We start from the raw sequence: 18,031 nt of genomic DNA, 5'->3' as shown, positions 1-18,031 counted from the left end.
CCTAAACGGAAACCTCGGCGACCCGCTCCCGCGAAGATCTGGCTGCATCCAATTGCAGGCAACTCTCCAGGAACAGGTACATATAGTCGTAACTCTTGATGGTTGCCTGACGCAATTCGGTCTGCAACTGCACACTGGGGTTGTTGCCCGCCAGGGTACAAATGATCTCCAGCGCTTCCCATGGATGCGCATCATCGTACTGAGCGTGCATCTTCAGCCATTTCATGGCGCGCTTGCGGTTCTCGGCAGGAAAGCCCTCGGCGTAGACATCCAGAGAACAGACAACCGCCGCCCACTCCCCAGTGGCACCCTCGATGGCGTAGTTGGTGGCCGCCATGGCCACGGCCAGGGAATCCGAGGAGCTGGTCTGCCAGCACCAATGACTCAAGGCATGCAGCTCAGGCGCCACGCGCTGGGCATGCAGATCGTCGACACTCACGCCATGGGCTTCACACCAGTTCACCCAGTAATCGGCATGATTGAGTTCGACGCGAATATTGCGCATCAACCAGCGGCGCGCCATGTCTTCGCCTGGATGACGGCCAAAGCGGGTCTTGGTCAGGTTCTTGGCCATGTAGACGGCGAACTGCTCGACCACCGGCCAACCGCCGATCAGGTAATGACGCATGATCTGCGGGCTCAAGCGCCCATCACGCATTCTCTGATAAAGCTCGTGCTCGACCACGCGAGCCTTGGCGGCACTGCAATCCTTGATTAACTGTTGCGCCCATGCCGGATAACTACTGGCTTCCATGAGCGGACCGGTTCTATTGAAAGTGTCGATCACTGTGTGGCTCCCTTTATTATTGGTTATACCGAGTTGGCTTGATGCCCCGGCGCATCGGCCATCAAAAGAGCCGGACGTGCAGGCTTGGTGTACAGGCTTTCACACGTCAACAGCTCTGGACGACCGATCAGATATCCTTGTGCAAAATCCACACCTGTTTCTTGCAGCGCACGTTCAATCTGCGGGGTTTCGACAAACTCGGCAATCGTTTTCTTGCCCATGACATGGCCAATATGATTGATGACTTCAACCATGGCACGGTTGATCGGATTATCGAGCATATCCTTTACAAAACTACCATCGATCTTCAGGAAATCGACCGGCAGATGCTTGAGATAGGCAAAGGAGGACATGCCGGCACAAAAGTCATCCAGAGAGAACAGACAACCCAGCGCCTTAAGCTCATTGATGAAGCGGATGGCACTGCCAAGATCGGCAATCGCACTGGTTTCGGTCACCTCGAAACAGATCATGCTCGGGGAAACACCGTAAGTCTTGAACTGCAGTTTCAGATACTCCAGAAATGCCTCATCGCCAATGCTGGAACCTGACAGATTAATGGCGCATAGCGCCTGCGGCTTCTGATGCCGTGGATCGTTGGTGCATTCGGCAATGACCCTGAATACATTCTTCACCACCCAACGATCCAGGGTTGTCATCAGGCCATAGCGCTCGGCAGCCGGAATGAAACTGTCCGGCGACACCATTCGCCCGGACTCATCGCGCAGACGCAGCAGAATCTCGATATGCCGCAAACCGTCATCGGGCTGGCGTATCGCCGCGATTTCCTGGGTGTACAGGCAGAAACGATTTTCCTCCAGGGCCATGTGCAGGCGCTGGATCCAGGCCATTTCGCCGGAACGCATCGAAACTTCGGAATCGTCAGGATGGTAGACCTGAACCCGGTTGCGGCCCTTTTCCTTGGCCATGTAGCACGCCATGTCCGCCGCCCGCAGCGAAGCCTCCAGAGTGGTCGGTGCATCGCCTATGTGCACCAGACCAATGCTGACCGTGGTGACAAAGGGACGCCCCTTCCAGACAAAGTGCATGTGCTGCACCATCTGGCGCAGGCTCTCGGCAATTTCCAGGGCGGTCTGCGGCGCACAATCGCGCAGTAGAATGCCAAACTCGTCGCCGCCCAGCCGGGCCAGCGTGTCACCTTCGCGAATGCCCTGAGGCAGCATCCGGCAAAGATGCCTGAGCAGTTCGTCGCCAGCGGCATGCCCGTTGGTGTCATTGACCAGCTTGAACTGATCCACGTCCAGAAACATCAGGCAATGGCTTTCAGACTCAGGCTCGGAATGACTGAGGATCTGTTCGAGGCGATACTCGAACTCGCTGCGATTGACCAGCCCGGTCAGGGCATCGTGAGCGGCCTGCCAGGAGAGATTGGCAATGTACTGGCGCTCCTGGGTCATGTCATGCAGCACCAGCACTGCGCCGCTGACCTCCCCTTCGCTGTAGATCGGCGAACCGACCAGCGCGACCAGCACCGTAGTGCCATCCAGACGCTGGATCAGCTTGCAGTTCACACCACCGCTCTTGAGCTGGCCACCAAGGATCTGCTCCATCAGCGTCGAGCTGTCCTTGCGATCGTTTTCGTCCAGCAGGTTGAACAGCGCGGCCAACGGCAAGCCGATGGCCTGGCTGTTGCCCCAATGGGTCAGGCCTTCGGCGGCCGGATTCATGTAAACGATGGCGCCGGCCACGTCAGTGGTAATCACCCCATCACCGATGGACTCCAGAGTAATCTGCGCCCGGTCCTTCTCCAGTTGCCACGCATGGGCCAGGACATGCCGCTGTTCAAGCAGCGTGTGCACACGCATCAGCGCCAGAAGAATCAGCACAAAGGCCGTCACCAGATTGATGATCACCAGCATCCAGAGAATGAACCGCGAGCCTTCCCCCAGCGCATCGCTGAACGCCCTGGCTACGGGAGTCACCGCCTCGTTGATCGCATTGATCCGGGCATGCCACTGCAAGCTTTCGTCAGGACTCACTGCGCCTTCGGCGATTCGGGCGCGGATCGTACCGGCCAGACCATCGAGCCGGGCAAGATAATCATCGCCCATGGTCCACCAGTGAATGGCCTTTTCCATATAGCTGAAATTATGGAAATTCAGGTACAGCCAGATGATTCCGGAAACATCGTCCGGGTGGTTGCCGCCCTGAAGAATGGCTTTTTCCGCCTCAGCCAGAGACGGCTCGGGCTGATTCAGCGCCTGGCGCAGGGCATGACCGCCTTGCGGAATGGCAATCGCCTGCTGGTACTTTGCATAGTCACGCTCATCGTGACTGTCGACATACAGCCCCAGGTAATGAATGGCGTCCTTCTGGCCCTTGGACCAGAGGCTTTCGCCAACCACGTAACTACGCACGGCTGACAGCGTGTATAAACTCACGCATCCAAGCAGCGCCTGAAACAGCGCGACGGCAACGAAAGGCCATACAATGCCCAGAAGACGGGGCTTCGAGAGAGACCGCGACTGCTTCATGGGTTCACTTCACCACATGACTGATTGAACGTCCTGTCCAGAGACTAGGCTAAATCCATCAAGAGAGACGAGTGATTTTCTCGGTTTTTATACAACATGCAACATTGCGCACAACAGGGTCCAGGTCAGCCTTGCCCGTCAATCAGACTTGTTGCAGGTGGCCATAGAGCTTGGCGTAAAGCCCGCCATCGGCGATCAATTGCTGGTGATCACCGTCTTCGGCGATCCGCCCGCCGTCGAATACCAGCACCCGATCGGCCTGTTTTACCGCTGACAGGCGATGGGCAATGATCAGGGTCGTGCGAGTGCGCAGGAAGCGCGCCAGGGCCTGATGCAGGTTGTATTCGGTAGCCGCATCCAGTGCCGAAGTCGCTTCGTCGAGGATGACGACTTTCGGCTCGGACAACACCATGCGCGCAATCGCCAGACGCTGGCGCTGACCACCGGACAAACGCACTCCGGAACGCCCGACAACACTGTCCAGGCCTTCAGGCAACTGACGGATTGTCGACTCCAGTTGAGCAACTTCCAGCGCGGCCCAGCAGGCCTCGTCGCTACAGTCGCGGCCCATGGTCAGGTTGGCCCGCACGGTATCGTTGAACAGCGCCGGATGCTGCAGCACCACCGCGACATGCTCGCGCACCCGCTCCAGGCCGATCTCCTGCAGACTGGAGCCACCAAAGCGGATCGTGCCACTCTGCGCGCTGTACAGGCCCAGCAGCAATTGCACCAGGGTACTCTTGCCGCCACCGCTGGCGCCGACGATTGCGACCTTTTCGCCGGGCGCAATCGACAGGTTCAACTGATCGAGCACCCGCTCTTCGCCATAACCGAAGCTCAGGCCGCGCACCTCGATGCCCACCGTATCGCGGCCCTTGAACGGGTCGACGACGCCGGGATATTGCGGCTCGTCTTCACGCGCCAGCAGCTCGTTGATCCGGGTCAGCGCACCACCCGCCGCGTAATAGGCATATTGCAGGTTCAGCAGTTGTTCCACCGGAGCGATCATGAACCACAGATAGCTGAATACCGCGAGCATCTGGCCAATCGAAAGGTCCGAGAACAGCACCGTCAACATTGCCGCAGCGCGGAAAATATCGATACCGAACTGAAACAACAGGCCACTGGCCCGACCGGAAGCATCGCTTTTCCACTGCGAGTTCACCGCGTAGTCCCGCACTTCCCGGGCGCGCAGGCCCAGGCGGCCCAGAAAGAAACTCTGGCGATTGCCGGCCCGCACTTCCTGAATCGCATCCAGGGTTTCGCTCAAGGCCTGGGTAAACCGCGATGTACTGTCGTTTTCCAGTTTTTTCAGCTGTTTGACCCGCTTGCCGAGCCGCACCGTGGCAAAGATCACCAATGGATTGAACAGCATGATCAGCAGCGCAAGCTTCCAGTGCATCCACACCAGAATCCCGGCCGTGCCCGCCAGGGTCAGGGTTGCCACCAGAAAGCGGCTGAGGGTTTCGCCGACAAACTTGTCCAGGGTATCCAGATCGGTGACCAGATGCGTCGTCACCATGCCGCTGCCCAGGCTTTCGTACTCGCGCAGGGAAATACGCTTGAGGCGTTCGATCAGACGCAGACGAATGCGGTAGACGATGTCCTTGGCCAGACGAGCGAACAGCCGCGCCTGCAAGACATTGAACAGCAAGGCCCCCATGCGCAGGATCAGGGTCAGGACCAGCATCAGGCCGATATAGCCCACCGCCTTTTGCAGGCTCTCGGGTAAGAAATGATCCATGACCCGCAAGGCTGCATCGCCACTGCCCAGCAGCACTTCGTCGACCAGCAACGGCAGCAGCAACGGAATCGGCACGCTGCACAGCGTCGCCAGCACCGCCACGCCATTGGCGATCCACAGCGCTTTCCTGTGACGCAACGCCAGTTGCCGGATCTCGGCCCAACTCAACCTGTCGTTGCGAGTGCCCTGCGGTTCTAGAGCAGGCTGGCTGTCGCCGGGGTCGTCACGCACTGGCCGCACGCTCCAGCCATCGCCCGAGCAATGGTGCCAGCGCATCCAGCGATTGGTAACCATTGGTCAACAAGGCAAATTGCCCGTTGTGCTCGGCGAGCAGGGTTGGAAACCCGGCAATCCCCAGGTCCTGCACCCAGGCAAAATCCGCTGCCGTGGCGGCGCGCTGCTCGGCACTGTCGAAGGCCGCCGCGAAAGCCTGGCGTGGCAAACCGGCCTGTTCGGCCAGATCGACCAGCAACGGCGCATGAGTGACATCGCGGCCCTGGGTGTAGAACGCTTCCTGAATCAACCGGACCAGCTTCCAGGCACCCTGCGGATCAAGATGCCGCGCTGCGCTTATGGCCCGGCAAGCAGGCGTGGTGTCGTAGACGAAACCTTCGGGCAAGGCGCCCTCGAAGCGAAAAGGCTGGCCTGTGGTTTTCTCTACATTTCCCCAATGTTCGAGGATGTAACGCCGCGTGGAGGCATCCAGCGGCGTAGTGCCGGAACGCAAGCCAGCCATGACCAGATGCAGCGGAACGCCCGCCGCCCGAGCCTGCTCGACCAATGCTTCGGCGACCGGGGCGAAACCCCAGCACCACGAACACATCGGGTCCATCACATAGATCAGGCGGGAGGACATGGCTCAGGCCTCAGGTAGCAGACGGTAGTTATGACCGATCGGATGCGGCTGGTTACGGGCCTTTGCCAGCTCGATCTGCTTTTGCCGGTCAATGGCGCTGCGGCGGGTCTTCTCGCTCAGGCTGTCCCAGCAATGCGGACAGCTGACACCCGGCGAGTAATGCTCGCTGGCGCGGTCTTCGGCACTGATCGGCGTGCGGCAGGCATGACATTGATCGTAGTCGCCTTCGCTCAGGTCGTGACGCACCGTGACCCGGTTATCGAAGACGAAACAGTCGCCACGCCACTGGCTCTCTTCCTGCGGAACCTCTTCGAGGTATTTGAGAATCCCGCCCTTGAGGTGATAGACCTCCTCGAACCCTTCGCCCAACATGTAGCTGGAGGCCTTTTCACAGCGAATGCCGCCGGTACAGAACATCGCGACCTTCTTGTGCACGGCCGGATCGAAGTGTTCCTTGATGTACTGCGGGAACTCGCGAAAGCTGGTGGTCTTGGGGTCGATGGCGCCTTCAAAGGTACCGATGGAAACCTCGTAATCGTTACGGGTGTCGATCAGCAGCACTTCAGGATCGGTGATCAGCGCGTTCCAGTCCCTGGGCTCGACATAGGTGCCGACCGCCTTGTTGGGGTCCACGCCTTCGACCCCGAGGGTGACGATCTCTTTCTTGAGCTTGACCTTGGTGCGATAGAACGGCTGCTCGTCGCAGTACGATTCCTTGTGATCGATATCGACCATGCGTGCATCGCTTTTCAGCCAGGTCAGCAGGCCATCGATGCCTTCGCGGCTACCGGAAACCGTACCGTTGATACCTTCTTCGGCGATCAGCAGGGTGCCCTTGATGCCGTTGGCGATCATCGCCTGCAACAGGGGCTCACGCAGGGCAACGTAATCGCTGAGGGTCACGAATTTGTATAGCGCAGCTACGACGATCGGCTGAGTCATCGGCTCTTGGGTCATGTATCTCTCCAGGTGGTGACCCTCGCAAAGGGCCTACCGGGCAAAAAAATGCGAACGAAAAACGCACCGGCCATGCAGCGCGGTGCGGATTCTAGCAAAACAGACGTTATGCAGACATCAGGATATTGCTTCGGGGCTGGGCCCCGAAGGCAACCTGCTGGAAGGACGCCGGCTCAGTGACCGCCGGCGCAGGTCGGCGAAGCAGGTGCAGCGCCAACCTTTGTCCATTCTTCAGGCGTGTAGGTGTGCAGCGCCAGGGCGTGGAACTCGCCCATCAGGCTGCCCAGCGTGGCGTAGACCTTCTGATGGCGCTTGACCGAGTTGAGGCCCTGAAACTGATCGCTGACCAGAATCGCCTTGTAATGCGTCTGCTGACCGCGGCTGTGCATATGGCTCTCGTCGAGCACTTGCAGGTGCTGCGGTTGAAGCAGCGCAAGCGCCGACTCGATTCGTTGTTGCATGCTCATGACCAGACTCGCCTGTCAGGGTTTCTTGGGCGCTGCCGGGGCTGCGGCCTTGGCCGGCTCCAGTTCGGCGGTCATGTCGGCGAGCAGCTTGTTGACCACCGGCACAGCGCTTTCCAGCTTGCTCTGGGTCAGTTGGGCCGACTGCTGGGCCATTTCCGGCATTTTGGCCATCACTTTCTTGCCCAGTGGCGACTGGTAGAACACGACCAGGTCCTTCAACTCGCTTTCAGTGAAGTTGGCGGTATAGAGCTTGACCATGTCCGGCTTGAGCTTGTTCCAGCCGATGGCTTGATCGAGAGCGGTATTGGCCTTGGCCTGATAGGTTTCCAGCAAGGCTTTTTTCGACGCTGGCGCCTTGGTTTCAGTAAAGCGCTGGGCAAACATCTGCTGGACCTGCGCGTAGACCGGGGCACCCAGCTTGTCAGCATTGGCAAGCTTGAGGAAAGTTTCGGCACTGGCGTTGTGACTGGCGGTATCGGCGAAAACCTGACCGCTGGCGCAAACCAGGGCTACCGCGGTACAGATGGCACGAAGACGGGTCATCGAATTTCCTTAATCTGACAAACGAGGCATGACCTCAAGGCCGACCATTCTGCGCTTATGTGCGCTTTTGGCTCAACCCCCGGTTCACTGAGCGGTTAAAAACCATCCTCCGGGAACCCTGTCTGCGTATAAGCACCTAAACCTTCACGCACCTTAAAGGAGTAAGACCAGTGAGCCGTACCGAAACTGACAGCATTGGCCCGATCGAAGTCCCCGAAGACGCTTACTGGGGTGCACAGACCCAACGGTCACTGATCAACTTCGCGATTGGCGATCAGTCCATGCCGCTTGCCGTGCTGCATGCCCTGACCCTGATCAAGAAAGCCGCCGCGCGGGTCAACGACCGCAATGGCGACCTGCCCGCCGATATCGCCCGGCTCATCGAGCAGGCCGCCGACGAAGTGCTTGCCGGTCAGCATGACGCACAGTTTCCGCTGGTGGTCTGGCAGACCGGCAGCGGCACGCAGAGCAACATGAACGTCAACGAAGTGATTGCCGGCCGCGCCAACGAACTGGCTGGCAAGGGCCGGGGCGGCAAGATTCCGGTCCACCCGAACGATCACGTCAACCGCTCGCAAAGCTCCAATGACTGCTTCCCGACCGCCATGCACATTGCTGCGGCACAAGCGATCAAGGAGCACCTGCTGCCTGCGGTCGCCGAGCTGTCCAACGGCCTTGCCGAACAGTCGACACGGCACAGCAAGCTGGTGAAGACCGGTCGCACCCACATGATGGATGCCACGCCGATCACCTTCGGCCAGGAATTGTCGGGCTTCGTCGCGCAACTCGATTACGCCCAGAAAGCCATTCGCGCCACCCTGCCCGCCGTTTTCGAGCTGGCCCAGGGCGGCACCGCGGTGGGCACCGGCCTCAATGCGCCCAAGGGTTTCGCCGAAGCCGTGGCAGCAGAGCTGGCGGCACTCTCGGGGCTGCCGTTCGTCACTGCGCCCAACAAATTCGCCGCACTGGCAGGTCATGAACCACTGACCGCCTTGTCGGGCGCCCTGAAGACCCTGGCCGTGGCCTTGATGAAGATCGCCAACGACCTGCGCCTGCTGGGCTCCGGTCCGCGTGCGGGGCTGGCCGAAGTACGCTTGCCGGCCAACGAACCCGGCAGTTCGATCATGCCCGGCAAGGTCAATCCGACCCAGTGCGAAGCGCTGTCGATGCTGGCCTGCCAGGTCATGGGCAACGACGTGACCATCGGTTTTGCCGCCAGTCAGGGCCACCTGCAATTGAACGTGTACAAGCCGGTGATCATCCACAACCTGCTGCAATCGATCCGGCTGCTGGCCGATGGCTGCCGCAACTTCAACGAGCATTGCATCGCCGGCCTGGAGCCCGACGCCGGAAAGATGGCCGAACATCTGGAACGCGGGCTGATGCTGGTCACCGCGCTCAATCCGCATATCGGCTACGACAAGTCGGCACAGATCGCCAAGAAAGCCTACAGCGAAGGACTGACTCTACGTGAGGCCGCCCTGGCTCTGGGCTTCCTGACCGACGAGCAGTTCGACGCCTGGGTCCGACCGGAAAAAATGCTGGAGGCGGGTAGCAATGGCTGACCCCAAAAGTGGTGCAACACCCCTGGAAGGCAGTGGCAAACGGATCCTGATGATTTACGGCACACCGAAGATCGCCAGTTTCGGCCATGCCCTGGGTGATGCCTACTCGCAGGGAGCCCGCAGCGAAGGCCATGTGGTGAGAACGCTCAAGCTCAGTGAAATGGAGTTCGATCCGATCCTGCACAACGGCTACGAGCAGAGTCAGAATCTGGAACACGACCTGCTCGAAGCCCAGCGCCAGATTCACTGGGCCGAGCATCTGGTGTTCATCTACCCGGTTTGCTGGGGTGGAATACCGGCCTTGCTGAGCGGCTTCTTCGACCGGGTATTCATGCCCGGTTTTGCCTTCAAGGCCCATGGCCGCAAGCATCCTTCCAACGAACTGCTCAAGGGCAAGACCTCGGAACTGCTGGCAACCATGGACACCCCGCCGCGCTACTTCCAGTGGATCTACGGTGCACCCGCCCATCGCCAGATGGTGCGTACGATTCTTGGCTTCTGCGGGATCAAGCACAAACGCCTGAGCGAATTCGCCCCGATCCGCACCTCCAGCGAAGAACAGCGCCAGGCCTGGATTCGTCAGACAGTGCAATTGGGCAAGCGCTGAAAAAGTCGTGGATACCTTATCCTTGCGACTCAATAAACAGGCCGCCCGATCCGCACCCACATGCTCCCTGTTTGCTGAGCGACAGCGCAGTGCCAGGAACACTGCGGGGCCTCCTACGCCTGCGCCAATCTCTGCTTGCGGGCCTTCCAGCCCGCCACCAGCGAGGGTCCCAGAGCTGTCAACGCCGAACCCAGGACCACCAGCAATGCGCCGCCATAACCCAGTGCATTGATCTCTTCGGCCTGCACATGCTCCGGCCACAACCAGGCGGCAACAGCGACTGCCGCGAGGGTCACCAGCGGCGTCAGGGCCAGGGTTGCACTGACCCGCGAAGCCTCCCAATGCGCCAGAGCCTCGGCAAAGGCGCCATAGGCCACCAGGGTGTTCAGGCAGCAAGCCAGCAGCAACCAGCCCTGTACCGGACTCAACTGCAAGGCCTGCATGGGATGCGCCCAGGGCGTGATCAGCAAGGCGCAGAACAGGTAGATCACCATCATGACCTGCAACGAGTTCCACACCGTCAGCAACTGCTTCTGGCTCAGGCCGTAGAAGGTCCAGACCACCGCTGCCAGGAAAACGATCAAGACTCCGGCGGTGTAATCGCTCAACGAAGTGAACAGCTCCACCAGACGCTCATTGAAGAACAGGCCAAAACCGGTCAGCAACACCATCAGGCCAAGGCCCTGCCCGATGCTGAAACGCTCCTTGAACAGAAAGATGCTGCCGAGCAGCAACAGGATCGGCCCGGTCTGAATCATCAGTTGCGTAGTGCCGGGACTCAGCAGCCGCAAACCCACCAGATACAGCACATAGTTGCCCACCAGCCCCAGCACAGCCAGCGCCACCAGCACCTTGCCCTTGACGCCCAGGACCTTGAAGCTCGGCAGACGCTTGACCGATGCCAGCCATATAAACAGCATGGCACCGGATACCAGCAGCCTGAACCAGGTCACCGTCACCGGATCCATGACTTGCAGTACCTGCTTGAGTTTGACGGGCAGAATGCCCCAGAGAAAAGCGGTCAGCAGAGCAAGACAAAGGCCATACACCCAGCGCCCGGAAGAGATGTGCATCGTTTATTCCAGTCAGATAAAACAGAACTGTGAGTCTAGGCACAGATTGCCGTTACTCACAGATACAGCTGGGCGCGCATAACGCCCTCAAGTGTTTCAGCTGGCATTGTGATTGCGCTGATAGGTTTCATCGCCCATGGCCTTGATCTGACCTTCGATCAAGGCATCGAAAGGTCGCAACAGTTCAGCGAAGGAATGCTCTGGCTCAAGCGTCTGCAAGGCATGGGCAATTGCTTCCAGAGTCGACAAGGCATCCGGCCCCGGTGCCTTGCGCAGGCGATAGCGCGACACCGGCACGGTGCCCAGCGTGACTCTGGGCAAGGCCGCCAGCAACGGATTGAGATGCAACAGTTTGCGCGCCTTGCGCCAGGTACCGTCCGGCACCACCAGCAGCATCGGCCGATCATCTTCGCGATAAGGCGCCAGGACTTGCGCGTCCTCCCCCGGAAACAGCAGGCGCGTCTGGTAACCGGGCGAGTTCAACAAGGTCGCCAGGTCCTCGAACACTTCACCCACCACCAATTGGGCGTTGACCAGCCCAAGCGCAGCCAGTCGGGCGGTATTCAAGGCGTGGCTGACTTCACCGGGATGCTGCAGCAGCAATACCCGAGTGCGGCTGTCCAGGTGCGGAATCAAGGCGCAAAGACAATGTCCGGCGGGACGCAGACAGCGCTCGCAACGAGCACGGGACATGGTTTTCTCCTCAGGACGAATTCGGCATTTTAGCCTGAACCCGCTACCGGACACCCGTCGCCCCGCGCAGACCCGCAATAAACTTCAGCTAGCCTGAAAACTGTCAGGGCTGGTCCATTCGCAGTTCCCCTGCTCGATCCTGAAAGATTAAAACCGGGGCGTGCATGAATCGCGAAGCGATCAACCAAAGGGTGCTCGACGTACTGGGAGTCATTCTGGTGGACAAATCCCGGCTTCGCGACGATGTCACGTTCAAGGACCTGGTTCTGGACGAAGACGATCTGAACGAGCTTTTCACACGCCTGGGAGAAGAGTTCGGTTTTGACTTTCCCGAGTTCATCACAGATCGCGCTATCAACAAGCCCGAGCACCTTTCATTGCCCATGGTTGTGGATTTGATCGTATTGATGCGACAGATATAGCTGCGGCCGGGCGGCAGCAACTGAAAAGGATAACGGGACGCGGCCTTGCGTCCCGATCAGAGGCAATACCTGTACGAGTGACAGGTAACGTCAACCAGAGCCTATCGACGTGGGCGGCGACGCTCGTCATCGGCACGTACAGGCACAGGCTGCAGTTTGGGTCGTTCGATCAAACCCAGTGCAACACCCACATCATGGAGCCATTCTTGCAATTTGCTATTCATAACGCCCCCTTGAGGGAAAAGCCAGGCAACCGGTCATGTGCCCATTGCTCCTGTAGAGCATAGAAGCAAGTTTTCATTTAACCGAGTATCTCGGAAAACATTTTTCCCGCTAGAAGCAATGTGACACCTCCGCGCCTTTCCTACTAGTCTTTGCGACAGACGGTTTTGCACGAAATGTTGCACCCGTTACTCCGGTAAACGCAGCACGCCGTCTTCGTCGGTCATGGCGCGCTCAAGCAGGTCAGGCGGCAGATTTTTACTGGCCCGCGCACCCAGCAGCTTGAGCTGCTCACTGCGGCTGACCAGATTGCCGCGACCATCGGTCAATTTGTTGCGGGCCGCGGCATAAGCCTTGTCGAGCTGTTGCAGACGACTGCCGACTTCATCCAGATCCTGAATGAACAACACGAACTTGTCGTACAGCCAACCTGCCCTTTCCGCGATCTCCCGAGCGTTCTGACTCTGGCGTTCCTGTTTCCACAGGCTGTCGATGACCCGCAAGGTAGCCAGCAGCGTGGTTGGGCTGACAATCACGATATTGCGATCGAACGCTTCCTGGAACAAATTGGGCTCGGCCTGCAATGCAGCGGAAAACGCCGCTTCGATCGGCACGAACAACAGAACGAAATCCAGGCTGTGCAAGCCTTCGAGCCGTTTGTAGTCCTTGCCGGACAAGCCTTTGACATGATTGCGCAGCGACAGCACATGCTGCTTCAAGGCAGCCTGGCCGATCACCTCGTCGGGCGCCGAGACATATTGCTGGTAGGCCGTCAGACTGACCTTGGCATCCACCACCACCTGCTTGTCGCCCGGCAGCATGATCAACACGTCAGGCTGGAAGCGCTCACCATCAGGCCCCTTGAGGCTGACCTGGGTCTGATATTCGCGCCCCTTCTCAAGACCGGCATGCTCAAGCACCCGCTCCAGAATCAATTCGCCCCAGTTGCCCTGGGTTTTCTGGCCCTTGAGTGCCTTGGTCAGGTTGGTCGCCTCATCGCTCAGGCGCTGGTTCAATTGCTGCAAGCGCTCCAGTTCCTTGCCAAGGGAAAAGCGCTCGCGGGCTTCGTTCTGATAGCTTTCCTCGACGCGCTTCTCGAAGGACTGGATGCGCTCTTTCAACGGGTTGAGCAATTGCCCGAGCTGCTGCTGGCTGGTTTCCGCGAAGCGCTGCTCACGCTCATCGAAAATCTTCCCCGCCAGTTCGGCAAACTGGGCACGCAACTCATCCCGTGAACCCTGCAGGTCCTGCAGGCGTTGCTGATGGCTTTCCTGCTGCTCGCGCAACTCGGCACTCAAGGCCGCGCATTGCGCATCCAGGCGACGCAGCTCTGCTTCCTTATTGGCCCGCTCAAGGTTCAAGCCATGCACCGCATCACGGCTGTTGTCGCACTCCAGCCGCAACAGTTCGACTTCACGGCGCACCGCGGCCAGATCGGCCTGCCGGGCAGAATTGGCCTGACTCAGGTCACTGATCTCATCACGACTGGCGTCCAGTTGCGCGTTGAGGCCGTCCTGAGCCATCTGCGCCATGCTCAGGCGCTCATCAAGCAATGCCGTGTCGGCTTGCTGGCGCGAAAGGCGGCGCTGTAATTGCCAGGCCAGCGCCAGCAATGGCAGCGCTGCCGCACCCAGTCCCAGCAACAGGCTGTTCAGGTCCAATGCCATAACGACTCCACGCATGCTGCGTCAGGGTGAACAAAAGAAGATTCAGGAACGTCTCTGCAACAGAGAACATGACTCAAGGCAGGCATGATAGGCATTGCGGGGCAAATCGGGGGACATAACTCTACTCTCTTTTGCCACAAGATAAACCCCGCATATAACCGCTTTATGTGACGGGACAATCCACAGAAGCTGTGGATAACTCAGTGGACAACCCCCCTTTAACCCCCGCAAACGTAGGCAGAACGGGGCCTGCGCTCAAACTGACGATTTTTTCACCAGTAAAAAAAAGCGATGTTTTTCATTGACTTAATAATTCACCACAGTAAATCAAACTCTTAGGGCCGTATGTGACAGTGATGTGGCAGCTTGTGCCGCTAATGTGCACAAGTGAATTTTGCCGTCCCGCACAGCACTGCCCCGCAGAAAAAATATTTACACCTGCCTCTTCCCATTTTCTGAAATTTGCATTAGGGTTGTCGCCGTTAGTACCAAGCTGAAAATCAATTCCGGTCGATAAAGTCCCCCGACAAACGCTCTTCCAGTGTGAAGGCGATGTTGGCAACAAGGGATCGACCACCTCGATGGTTTCCAGACATGCCTTACGCAGCATGGCCCACCTAAAGGGCATGACGTAATCATGGTCTGCATTGACCAGCCTGCAATTGATCAGGATCTGCACCCCGAGCGTCGAACCTTTGCTCCTGTTGTGTTGCCTGCCCTCCTAAGTACCTACCTGTCAGCCAGGGCGCCATACGATAAAGCGCGCTTCAACTGACTGCCTTGTTCCAGTCAGGTTCTTCGCCCAGCCCAACCTTGATACCCAAGCCGGCCCGCGTTTACTGGAACCATTATTTATGCACGGTATTGTTCCGTGTCGTTTCAGGAAACACTTTCAATGATGACTACCAATATCCAGACCCAGGATGCCATCCGCACCCTCACTCACGCTTTCGCTCCAATGGATTGCCTGATAATGGCGGCCCGAAAAGGCTCCTTCAGCTTTACCATCGTCAATGAGCACGGCATTGCCCGCCATAGCGAACGCCTGTACCCCGATCAGTACTCCAGCGCCGAGCCGCTGCAAGCGGTGATCGAACGAACCCGCCAGGCACTGATCGCCTGAAGCTGCCGGTTGCATCCAAAGCCCTGCCCTGAAAAAGCGGGGCTTTTTAATATCTGCCTGACAGCACTTAATCGCCAACCGTTCTATGCGCCCGGGGTGTAAAACCTAAAACGATGTAAAACATCATTTTACATTCCAAATATGAGACTACACTTCAACTCAAGCGGCCTGCGCCGCTTCCAGCGGACCCGATCCGATTCACCGCTGCCACGCATGAGGGTCCGCTGGTCATTACCTTGCGAGCTGACTGTATTATGGGTATTGCAGCCATAGAATTGTGCCGTCACGTAATTCGCCCCACCCTGATTTACCTGGATCGCCAGAATTCCTGCGCCGAATCCCTGCTTCTGGGCATAGCGGCAAGCCAGTCCTCGCTGGGCGATGCACTGGACAGCAGACGTGGACATGGTTTGTATCGTATTCCCGCCCTGCGCCACCGCCAGCTCTGGGACAACTACCTGGCACTTGATCCGGATCTGGCCAGCCGCGTGCGCGGTCTTGCCAGCCAGCATGCCTTCCTGAGCGGACCGCAGCTGGAACTGACCGTCAACCTGCGCTACGCCACTGCCATCGCCTGGATGATGATCGAAGCCCAGACCACCACCCTGCCGACCCGAGACGATCCATTGGCGATGGCCAGAATCTGGCGGCAGATATTCCAGCCGCAGGGACGATTACGCGACTTCGTGACGACCTGGCATTCCTGCGTCGCCCCTATTTATTTCCCCTCGCAATACCCGACGTTGCGAAAAAGCAAACTTCTGGAAAAATCCTGAAATATTATCGGATTGTCCTACAAAAATAGCTCTAAATCGGGCTATTCAGGCTATAGCGCGTTCTTGAAAATGTTGGTAATTTCCGACCCGTGATCAACAAGGAGTTCTAATAATGAAAATAACGACAAAAGCAATTCACAGGACAACACTGGGTTTAGCCATTGGCCTGGCATCTTCACAAATTTTCGCTGCCGGCTTCGCCATCAACGAACAAAGTATCAGCTCCATGGGTACCGGTTTTGCCGGCCGCTCCTCCTCCGCTGAAGACGCCAGCACGGTATTCGGTAACCCGGCCGGCATGTCCAAGCTCAAGCGCGAACAAGTCAGCGTTGGCGCAGCAGCCATCATCGCCAAGACCGATATCGACAATGGTCGCAGCACCTTCCCCGGTAGCAATGACGGCGACATGGTTCCGGTCGTCGGCGTGCCGATGGGCTACTACGTCAAACCCCTCGATGATCAATGGGCGGTAGGTCTGGGTGTCTATGTGCCTTTCGGTCTGGTCACTGACTATGAAAAAGGCTTCGCCGGCCGCTACTGGGGCGACAAGAGCCACGTACAGGTCGTCACCTTCCAGCCGACCGTCAGCTACGCCTTCAACGACAAGGTTTCCATCGGTTTCGGCCCGACCATCAACCGCATCGAGGGTGAACTGACCTCCGCGACGATCAACGTTGCCACGCAAGGCACCAATGACGGCCAGGTCAAGATCAAGGGCGATGACATCGCGCTGGGCTTCAATGTCGGCATCCTGGTCCAGGCCACCGACACCACTCGCCTGGGCCTGACCTACCACTCGAAGGTCGACTACAAGCTCGAAGGCAAGACCCAGGTCAAAGGCCCGAGCTTCAGCATCTTCAACGGCCAGAAATACGACGCCTCGCTGGACATCAGCACGCCTGAGTCGGTGGACTTCTCCATCACCCAGCAACTGGACGAAAACTGGACCGTCTACGCTGGCAGCACCTGGACACGCTGGAGCCGCCTGAAAGACATCACCGTCACCAACAGCGGCGTGCCGGCCGCTCTGGGTGGTGCCAACGGTGCGATCGGTCGCATTTCCGAAGAGCAGGACTGGCATGACACCTGGGCTCACGCCATCGGCGCTTCGTACAAGATCAACAAGGAGTGGACTCTGCGCACCGGCTACTCGGTCGATCAGTCGCCCACCAACAATGCTCATCGTTCCCCACGCATCCCGACCGGTGATCGTCAGATCATCAGCTTCGGTGCCGGCTGGAGCCCAAGCGACGCAATCACCATCGATGTCGCCTATTCGTACCTGTGGGAAGACGAAGCCAAGATCCGCAACGCCAGTACCACCAAAGGTACCTACAGCGCTGACTACAAGAACAGCGCCCACGGTATCGGTACGTCGCTGACCTATCGCTTCTGATAACACGCCGCAGCAGGTTGAAAAGCCTGCCTGACGGTCATGAAAAAGCCCGCGATCATCACTGATCGCGGGCTTTTTCGTTTCCTAGGGCTTTGAAGCGATAGCCTTCTCGATAGCTGCGATCAACTCCGGATCGTCAGGCTTGGTCATGCTCGAGAAATTGGCGATCACCTTGCCCTGGCGATCGACTACATACTTGTAGAAATTCCAGCGCGGCGCACTGCTCTGTTCAGCCAAAACCCTGAACAGATTGATCGCGTCATCGCCACGCACCGGCTGCGGCTCGGTCATGGTAAAGGTCACGCCATAATTGACGTAGCAGACCTTGGCCGTTTCCTCGCCATCCTTGGACTCCTGCTTGAAGTCATTGGACGGCACGCCCAGCACTTCGAGCCCTTGTGCCTTGTAACGCTGGCTCAACTCTTCAAGCCCCTTGAACTGCGGGGCGAAGCCACAGAAGCTGGCGGTATTGACCACCACCATAGGCTTGCCGGCAAAACGCTGGCAAAGGTCGATATTTTCCTTGGCGCGCAACTTGGGCAATTCGCCCTGCAACAAGGGCGGACAATCGGCAGCCATTGCTGCACCGCTCATGGCGAGCAATAGAACAGGGATAGACATCCAGCGTATTTTCATCA

General features: G+C 58.4%; 19 protein-coding genes. 6 read left to right on the top strand and 13 right to left on the bottom strand.

The genetic code is table 11. From position 1 onward, the window contains the following. Position 1: 1 nt before the first annotated feature. From ALQ04_RS10590 to ALQ04_RS10560, 7 genes are all read right to left on the bottom strand, one after another. Positions 2-754, bottom strand: a complete 753-nt coding sequence (locus ALQ04_RS10590) for a TenA family transcriptional regulator (RefSeq protein WP_409077251.1) — start codon at positions 752-754, stop codon at positions 2-4. A gap of 56 nt (positions 755-810) precedes the next feature. Further along, entirely contained in the window at positions 811-3,282 is a 2,472-nt protein-coding gene (locus ALQ04_RS10585; RefSeq protein ID WP_122315707.1) for an EAL domain-containing protein, read from the bottom strand. Between the two features lie 142 nt (positions 3,283-3,424). Next, entirely contained in the window at positions 3,425-5,302 is a 1,878-nt protein-coding gene (locus tag ALQ04_RS10580; protein WP_259644986.1) for an ABC transporter ATP-binding protein, read from the bottom strand. Beyond that, the gene (locus tag ALQ04_RS10575) at positions 5,250-5,882 is read right to left on the bottom strand and encodes a DsbA family protein (protein ID WP_122315706.1); all 633 of its coding nucleotides are present in this window, start codon (positions 5,880-5,882) and stop codon (positions 5,250-5,252) included. Before ALQ04_RS10575 ends, ALQ04_RS10580 begins: the two co-directional genes overlap by 53 nt. Positions 5,883-5,885: 3 nt before the next feature. Further along, a complete protein-coding gene (locus ALQ04_RS10570) occupies positions 5,886-6,839 on the bottom strand; it encodes a rhodanese-related sulfurtransferase (RefSeq protein WP_122315705.1) in 954 nt (317 codons plus the stop codon). Positions 6,840-7,012: 173 nt separating this feature from the next. Beyond that, positions 7,013-7,306 (bottom strand): BolA family transcriptional regulator, encoded by a 294-nt coding sequence (locus tag ALQ04_RS10565; RefSeq protein WP_122315704.1) that lies wholly within the window; start codon positions 7,304-7,306, stop codon positions 7,013-7,015. A 15-nt stretch (positions 7,307-7,321) separates the two neighbouring features. Continuing rightward, positions 7,322-7,849 carry a DUF2059 domain-containing protein gene (locus ALQ04_RS10560; protein ID WP_122315703.1) on the bottom strand — a complete coding sequence of 176 codons (528 nt, stop codon included), beginning with the start codon at positions 7,847-7,849 and terminating at the stop codon, positions 7,322-7,324. Positions 7,850-8,019: 170 nt separating this feature from the next. Between ALQ04_RS10560 and ALQ04_RS10555 the strand changes: the two genes are divergently transcribed. Both ALQ04_RS10555 and ALQ04_RS10550 read left to right on the top strand, forming a co-directional pair. After that, positions 8,020-9,414, top strand: coding sequence for a class II fumarate hydratase (locus ALQ04_RS10555; protein WP_122315702.1), 1,395 nt, complete (start codon positions 8,020-8,022; stop codon positions 9,412-9,414). Beyond that, positions 9,407-10,021 carry an NAD(P)H-dependent oxidoreductase gene (locus ALQ04_RS10550; RefSeq protein WP_122315701.1) on the top strand — a complete coding sequence of 205 codons (615 nt, stop codon included), beginning with the start codon at positions 9,407-9,409 and terminating at the stop codon, positions 10,019-10,021. The genes ALQ04_RS10555 and ALQ04_RS10550 overlap by 8 nt, the downstream gene beginning before the upstream one ends. 113 nt (positions 10,022-10,134) lie before the next feature. Here the strand turns inward: ALQ04_RS10550 and ALQ04_RS10545 are convergent, their stop codons facing one another. Continuing rightward, on the bottom strand, positions 10,135-11,094 hold the full coding sequence (locus ALQ04_RS10545; protein ID WP_122315700.1) for a DMT family transporter: 960 nt from the start codon (positions 11,092-11,094) through the stop codon (positions 10,135-10,137). A 96-nt stretch (positions 11,095-11,190) separates the two neighbouring features. Beyond that, on the bottom strand, positions 11,191-11,787 hold the full coding sequence (locus tag ALQ04_RS10540) for a tRNA-uridine aminocarboxypropyltransferase (RefSeq protein ID WP_122315699.1): 597 nt from the start codon (positions 11,785-11,787) through the stop codon (positions 11,191-11,193). 164 nt (positions 11,788-11,951) lie between these two features. Between ALQ04_RS10540 and ALQ04_RS10535 the strand changes: the two genes are divergently transcribed. Then, complete coding sequence (locus tag ALQ04_RS10535; RefSeq protein ID WP_122315698.1) at positions 11,952-12,209, top strand: hypothetical protein; 258 nt, start codon at positions 11,952-11,954, stop codon at positions 12,207-12,209. Between the two features lie 101 nt (positions 12,210-12,310). On the opposite strand, the gene ALQ04_RS27490 is transcribed toward ALQ04_RS10535, so the two are convergent. The 3 genes from ALQ04_RS27490 to ALQ04_RS26720 all read right to left on the bottom strand — a co-directional run bounded on the left by ALQ04_RS27490 (position 12,311) and on the right by ALQ04_RS26720 (position 14,708). Next, positions 12,311-12,433, bottom strand: a complete 123-nt coding sequence (locus ALQ04_RS27490; protein WP_122315697.1) for a PA1414 family protein — start codon at positions 12,431-12,433, stop codon at positions 12,311-12,313. A gap of 186 nt (positions 12,434-12,619) precedes the next feature. Next, positions 12,620-13,984 carry a DNA recombination protein RmuC gene (gene rmuC, locus ALQ04_RS10525; protein WP_183142152.1) on the bottom strand — a complete coding sequence of 455 codons (1,365 nt, stop codon included), beginning with the start codon at positions 13,982-13,984 and terminating at the stop codon, positions 12,620-12,622. Positions 13,985-14,396: 412 nt separating this feature from the next. Further along, a complete protein-coding gene (locus ALQ04_RS26720; protein ID WP_147466581.1) occupies positions 14,397-14,708 on the bottom strand; it encodes a hypothetical protein in 312 nt (103 codons plus the stop codon). Positions 14,709-14,996: 288 nt separating this feature from the next. Here ALQ04_RS26720 and ALQ04_RS10520 point away from each other — a divergent pair, with 288 nt between their 5' ends. The 3 genes from ALQ04_RS10520 (at position 14,997) to ALQ04_RS10510 (ending at position 17,393) form a co-directional block, all read left to right on the top strand. Then, entirely contained in the window at positions 14,997-15,221 is a 225-nt protein-coding gene (locus tag ALQ04_RS10520; RefSeq protein ID WP_122315728.1) for a hypothetical protein, read from the top strand. 254 nt (positions 15,222-15,475) lie between these two features. Further along, a complete protein-coding gene (locus ALQ04_RS10515) occupies positions 15,476-15,997 on the top strand; it encodes a hypothetical protein (RefSeq protein WP_122315695.1) in 522 nt (173 codons plus the stop codon). A 112-nt stretch (positions 15,998-16,109) separates the two neighbouring features. Further along, complete coding sequence (locus ALQ04_RS10510; RefSeq protein ID WP_122315694.1) at positions 16,110-17,393, top strand: OmpP1/FadL family transporter; 1,284 nt, start codon at positions 16,110-16,112, stop codon at positions 17,391-17,393. 84 nt (positions 17,394-17,477) lie between these two features. Here the strand turns inward: ALQ04_RS10510 and ALQ04_RS10505 are convergent, their stop codons facing one another. Then, positions 17,478-18,029, bottom strand: coding sequence for a glutathione peroxidase (locus ALQ04_RS10505; protein ID WP_122315693.1), 552 nt, complete (start codon positions 18,027-18,029; stop codon positions 17,478-17,480). Positions 18,030-18,031: the final 2 nt, after the last annotated feature.

Source organism: Pseudomonas cichorii, from assembly GCF_003700275.1.
Classification (GTDB): Bacteria; Pseudomonadota; Gammaproteobacteria; order Pseudomonadales; family Pseudomonadaceae; genus Aquipseudomonas; species Aquipseudomonas cichorii_B.
Note: the sequence above shows the minus strand (reverse complement) of the source record. Positions and strands in the feature narration are given on the sequence as shown.

What these genes read in the sequence shown, in the direction of transcription:
- ALQ04_RS10545 (WP_122315700.1), bottom strand. Translation starts at nt 11,094, where the DNA reads ATGCACATCTCTTCCGGGCGCTGGGTGTATGGCCTTTGTCTTGCTCTG.
- ALQ04_RS10515 (WP_122315695.1), top strand. Translation starts at nt 15,476, where the DNA reads ATGGGTATTGCAGCCATAGAATTGTGCCGTCACGTAATTCGCCCCACC.
- ALQ04_RS10520 (WP_122315728.1), top strand. Translation starts at nt 14,997, where the DNA reads ATGACTACCAATATCCAGACCCAGGATGCCATCCGCACCCTCACTCAC.
- ALQ04_RS10505 (WP_122315693.1), bottom strand. Translation starts at nt 18,029, where the DNA reads ATGAAAATACGCTGGATGTCTATCCCTGTTCTATTGCTCGCCATGAGC.
- ALQ04_RS10535 (WP_122315698.1), top strand. Translation starts at nt 11,952, where the DNA reads ATGAATCGCGAAGCGATCAACCAAAGGGTGCTCGACGTACTGGGAGTC.
- ALQ04_RS10585 (WP_122315707.1), bottom strand. Translation starts at nt 3,282, where the DNA reads ATGAAGCAGTCGCGGTCTCTCTCGAAGCCCCGTCTTCTGGGCATTGTA.
- ALQ04_RS10510 (WP_122315694.1), top strand. Translation starts at nt 16,110, where the DNA reads ATGAAAATAACGACAAAAGCAATTCACAGGACAACACTGGGTTTAGCC.
- ALQ04_RS10570 (WP_122315705.1), bottom strand. Translation starts at nt 6,839, where the DNA reads ATGACCCAAGAGCCGATGACTCAGCCGATCGTCGTAGCTGCGCTATAC.
- ALQ04_RS27490 (WP_122315697.1), bottom strand. Translation starts at nt 12,433, where the DNA reads ATGAATAGCAAATTGCAAGAATGGCTCCATGATGTGGGTGTTGCACTG.
- ALQ04_RS10575 (WP_122315706.1), bottom strand. Translation starts at nt 5,882, where the DNA reads ATGTCCTCCCGCCTGATCTATGTGATGGACCCGATGTGTTCGTGGTGC.
- ALQ04_RS10560 (WP_122315703.1), bottom strand. Translation starts at nt 7,849, where the DNA reads ATGACCCGTCTTCGTGCCATCTGTACCGCGGTAGCCCTGGTTTGCGCC.
- ALQ04_RS10550 (WP_122315701.1), top strand. Translation starts at nt 9,407, where the DNA reads ATGGCTGACCCCAAAAGTGGTGCAACACCCCTGGAAGGCAGTGGCAAA.
- ALQ04_RS10580 (WP_259644986.1), bottom strand. Translation starts at nt 5,302, where the DNA reads ATGCGCTGGCACCATTGCTCGGGCGATGGCTGGAGCGTGCGGCCAGTG.
- ALQ04_RS10540 (WP_122315699.1), bottom strand. Translation starts at nt 11,787, where the DNA reads ATGTCCCGTGCTCGTTGCGAGCGCTGTCTGCGTCCCGCCGGACATTGT.
- ALQ04_RS10565 (WP_122315704.1), bottom strand. Translation starts at nt 7,306, where the DNA reads ATGAGCATGCAACAACGAATCGAGTCGGCGCTTGCGCTGCTTCAACCG.
- ALQ04_RS10590 (WP_409077251.1), bottom strand. Translation starts at nt 754, where the DNA reads ATGGAAGCCAGTAGTTATCCGGCATGGGCGCAACAGTTAATCAAGGAT.
- ALQ04_RS26720 (WP_147466581.1), bottom strand. Translation starts at nt 14,708, where the DNA reads ATGCTGCGTAAGGCATGTCTGGAAACCATCGAGGTGGTCGATCCCTTG.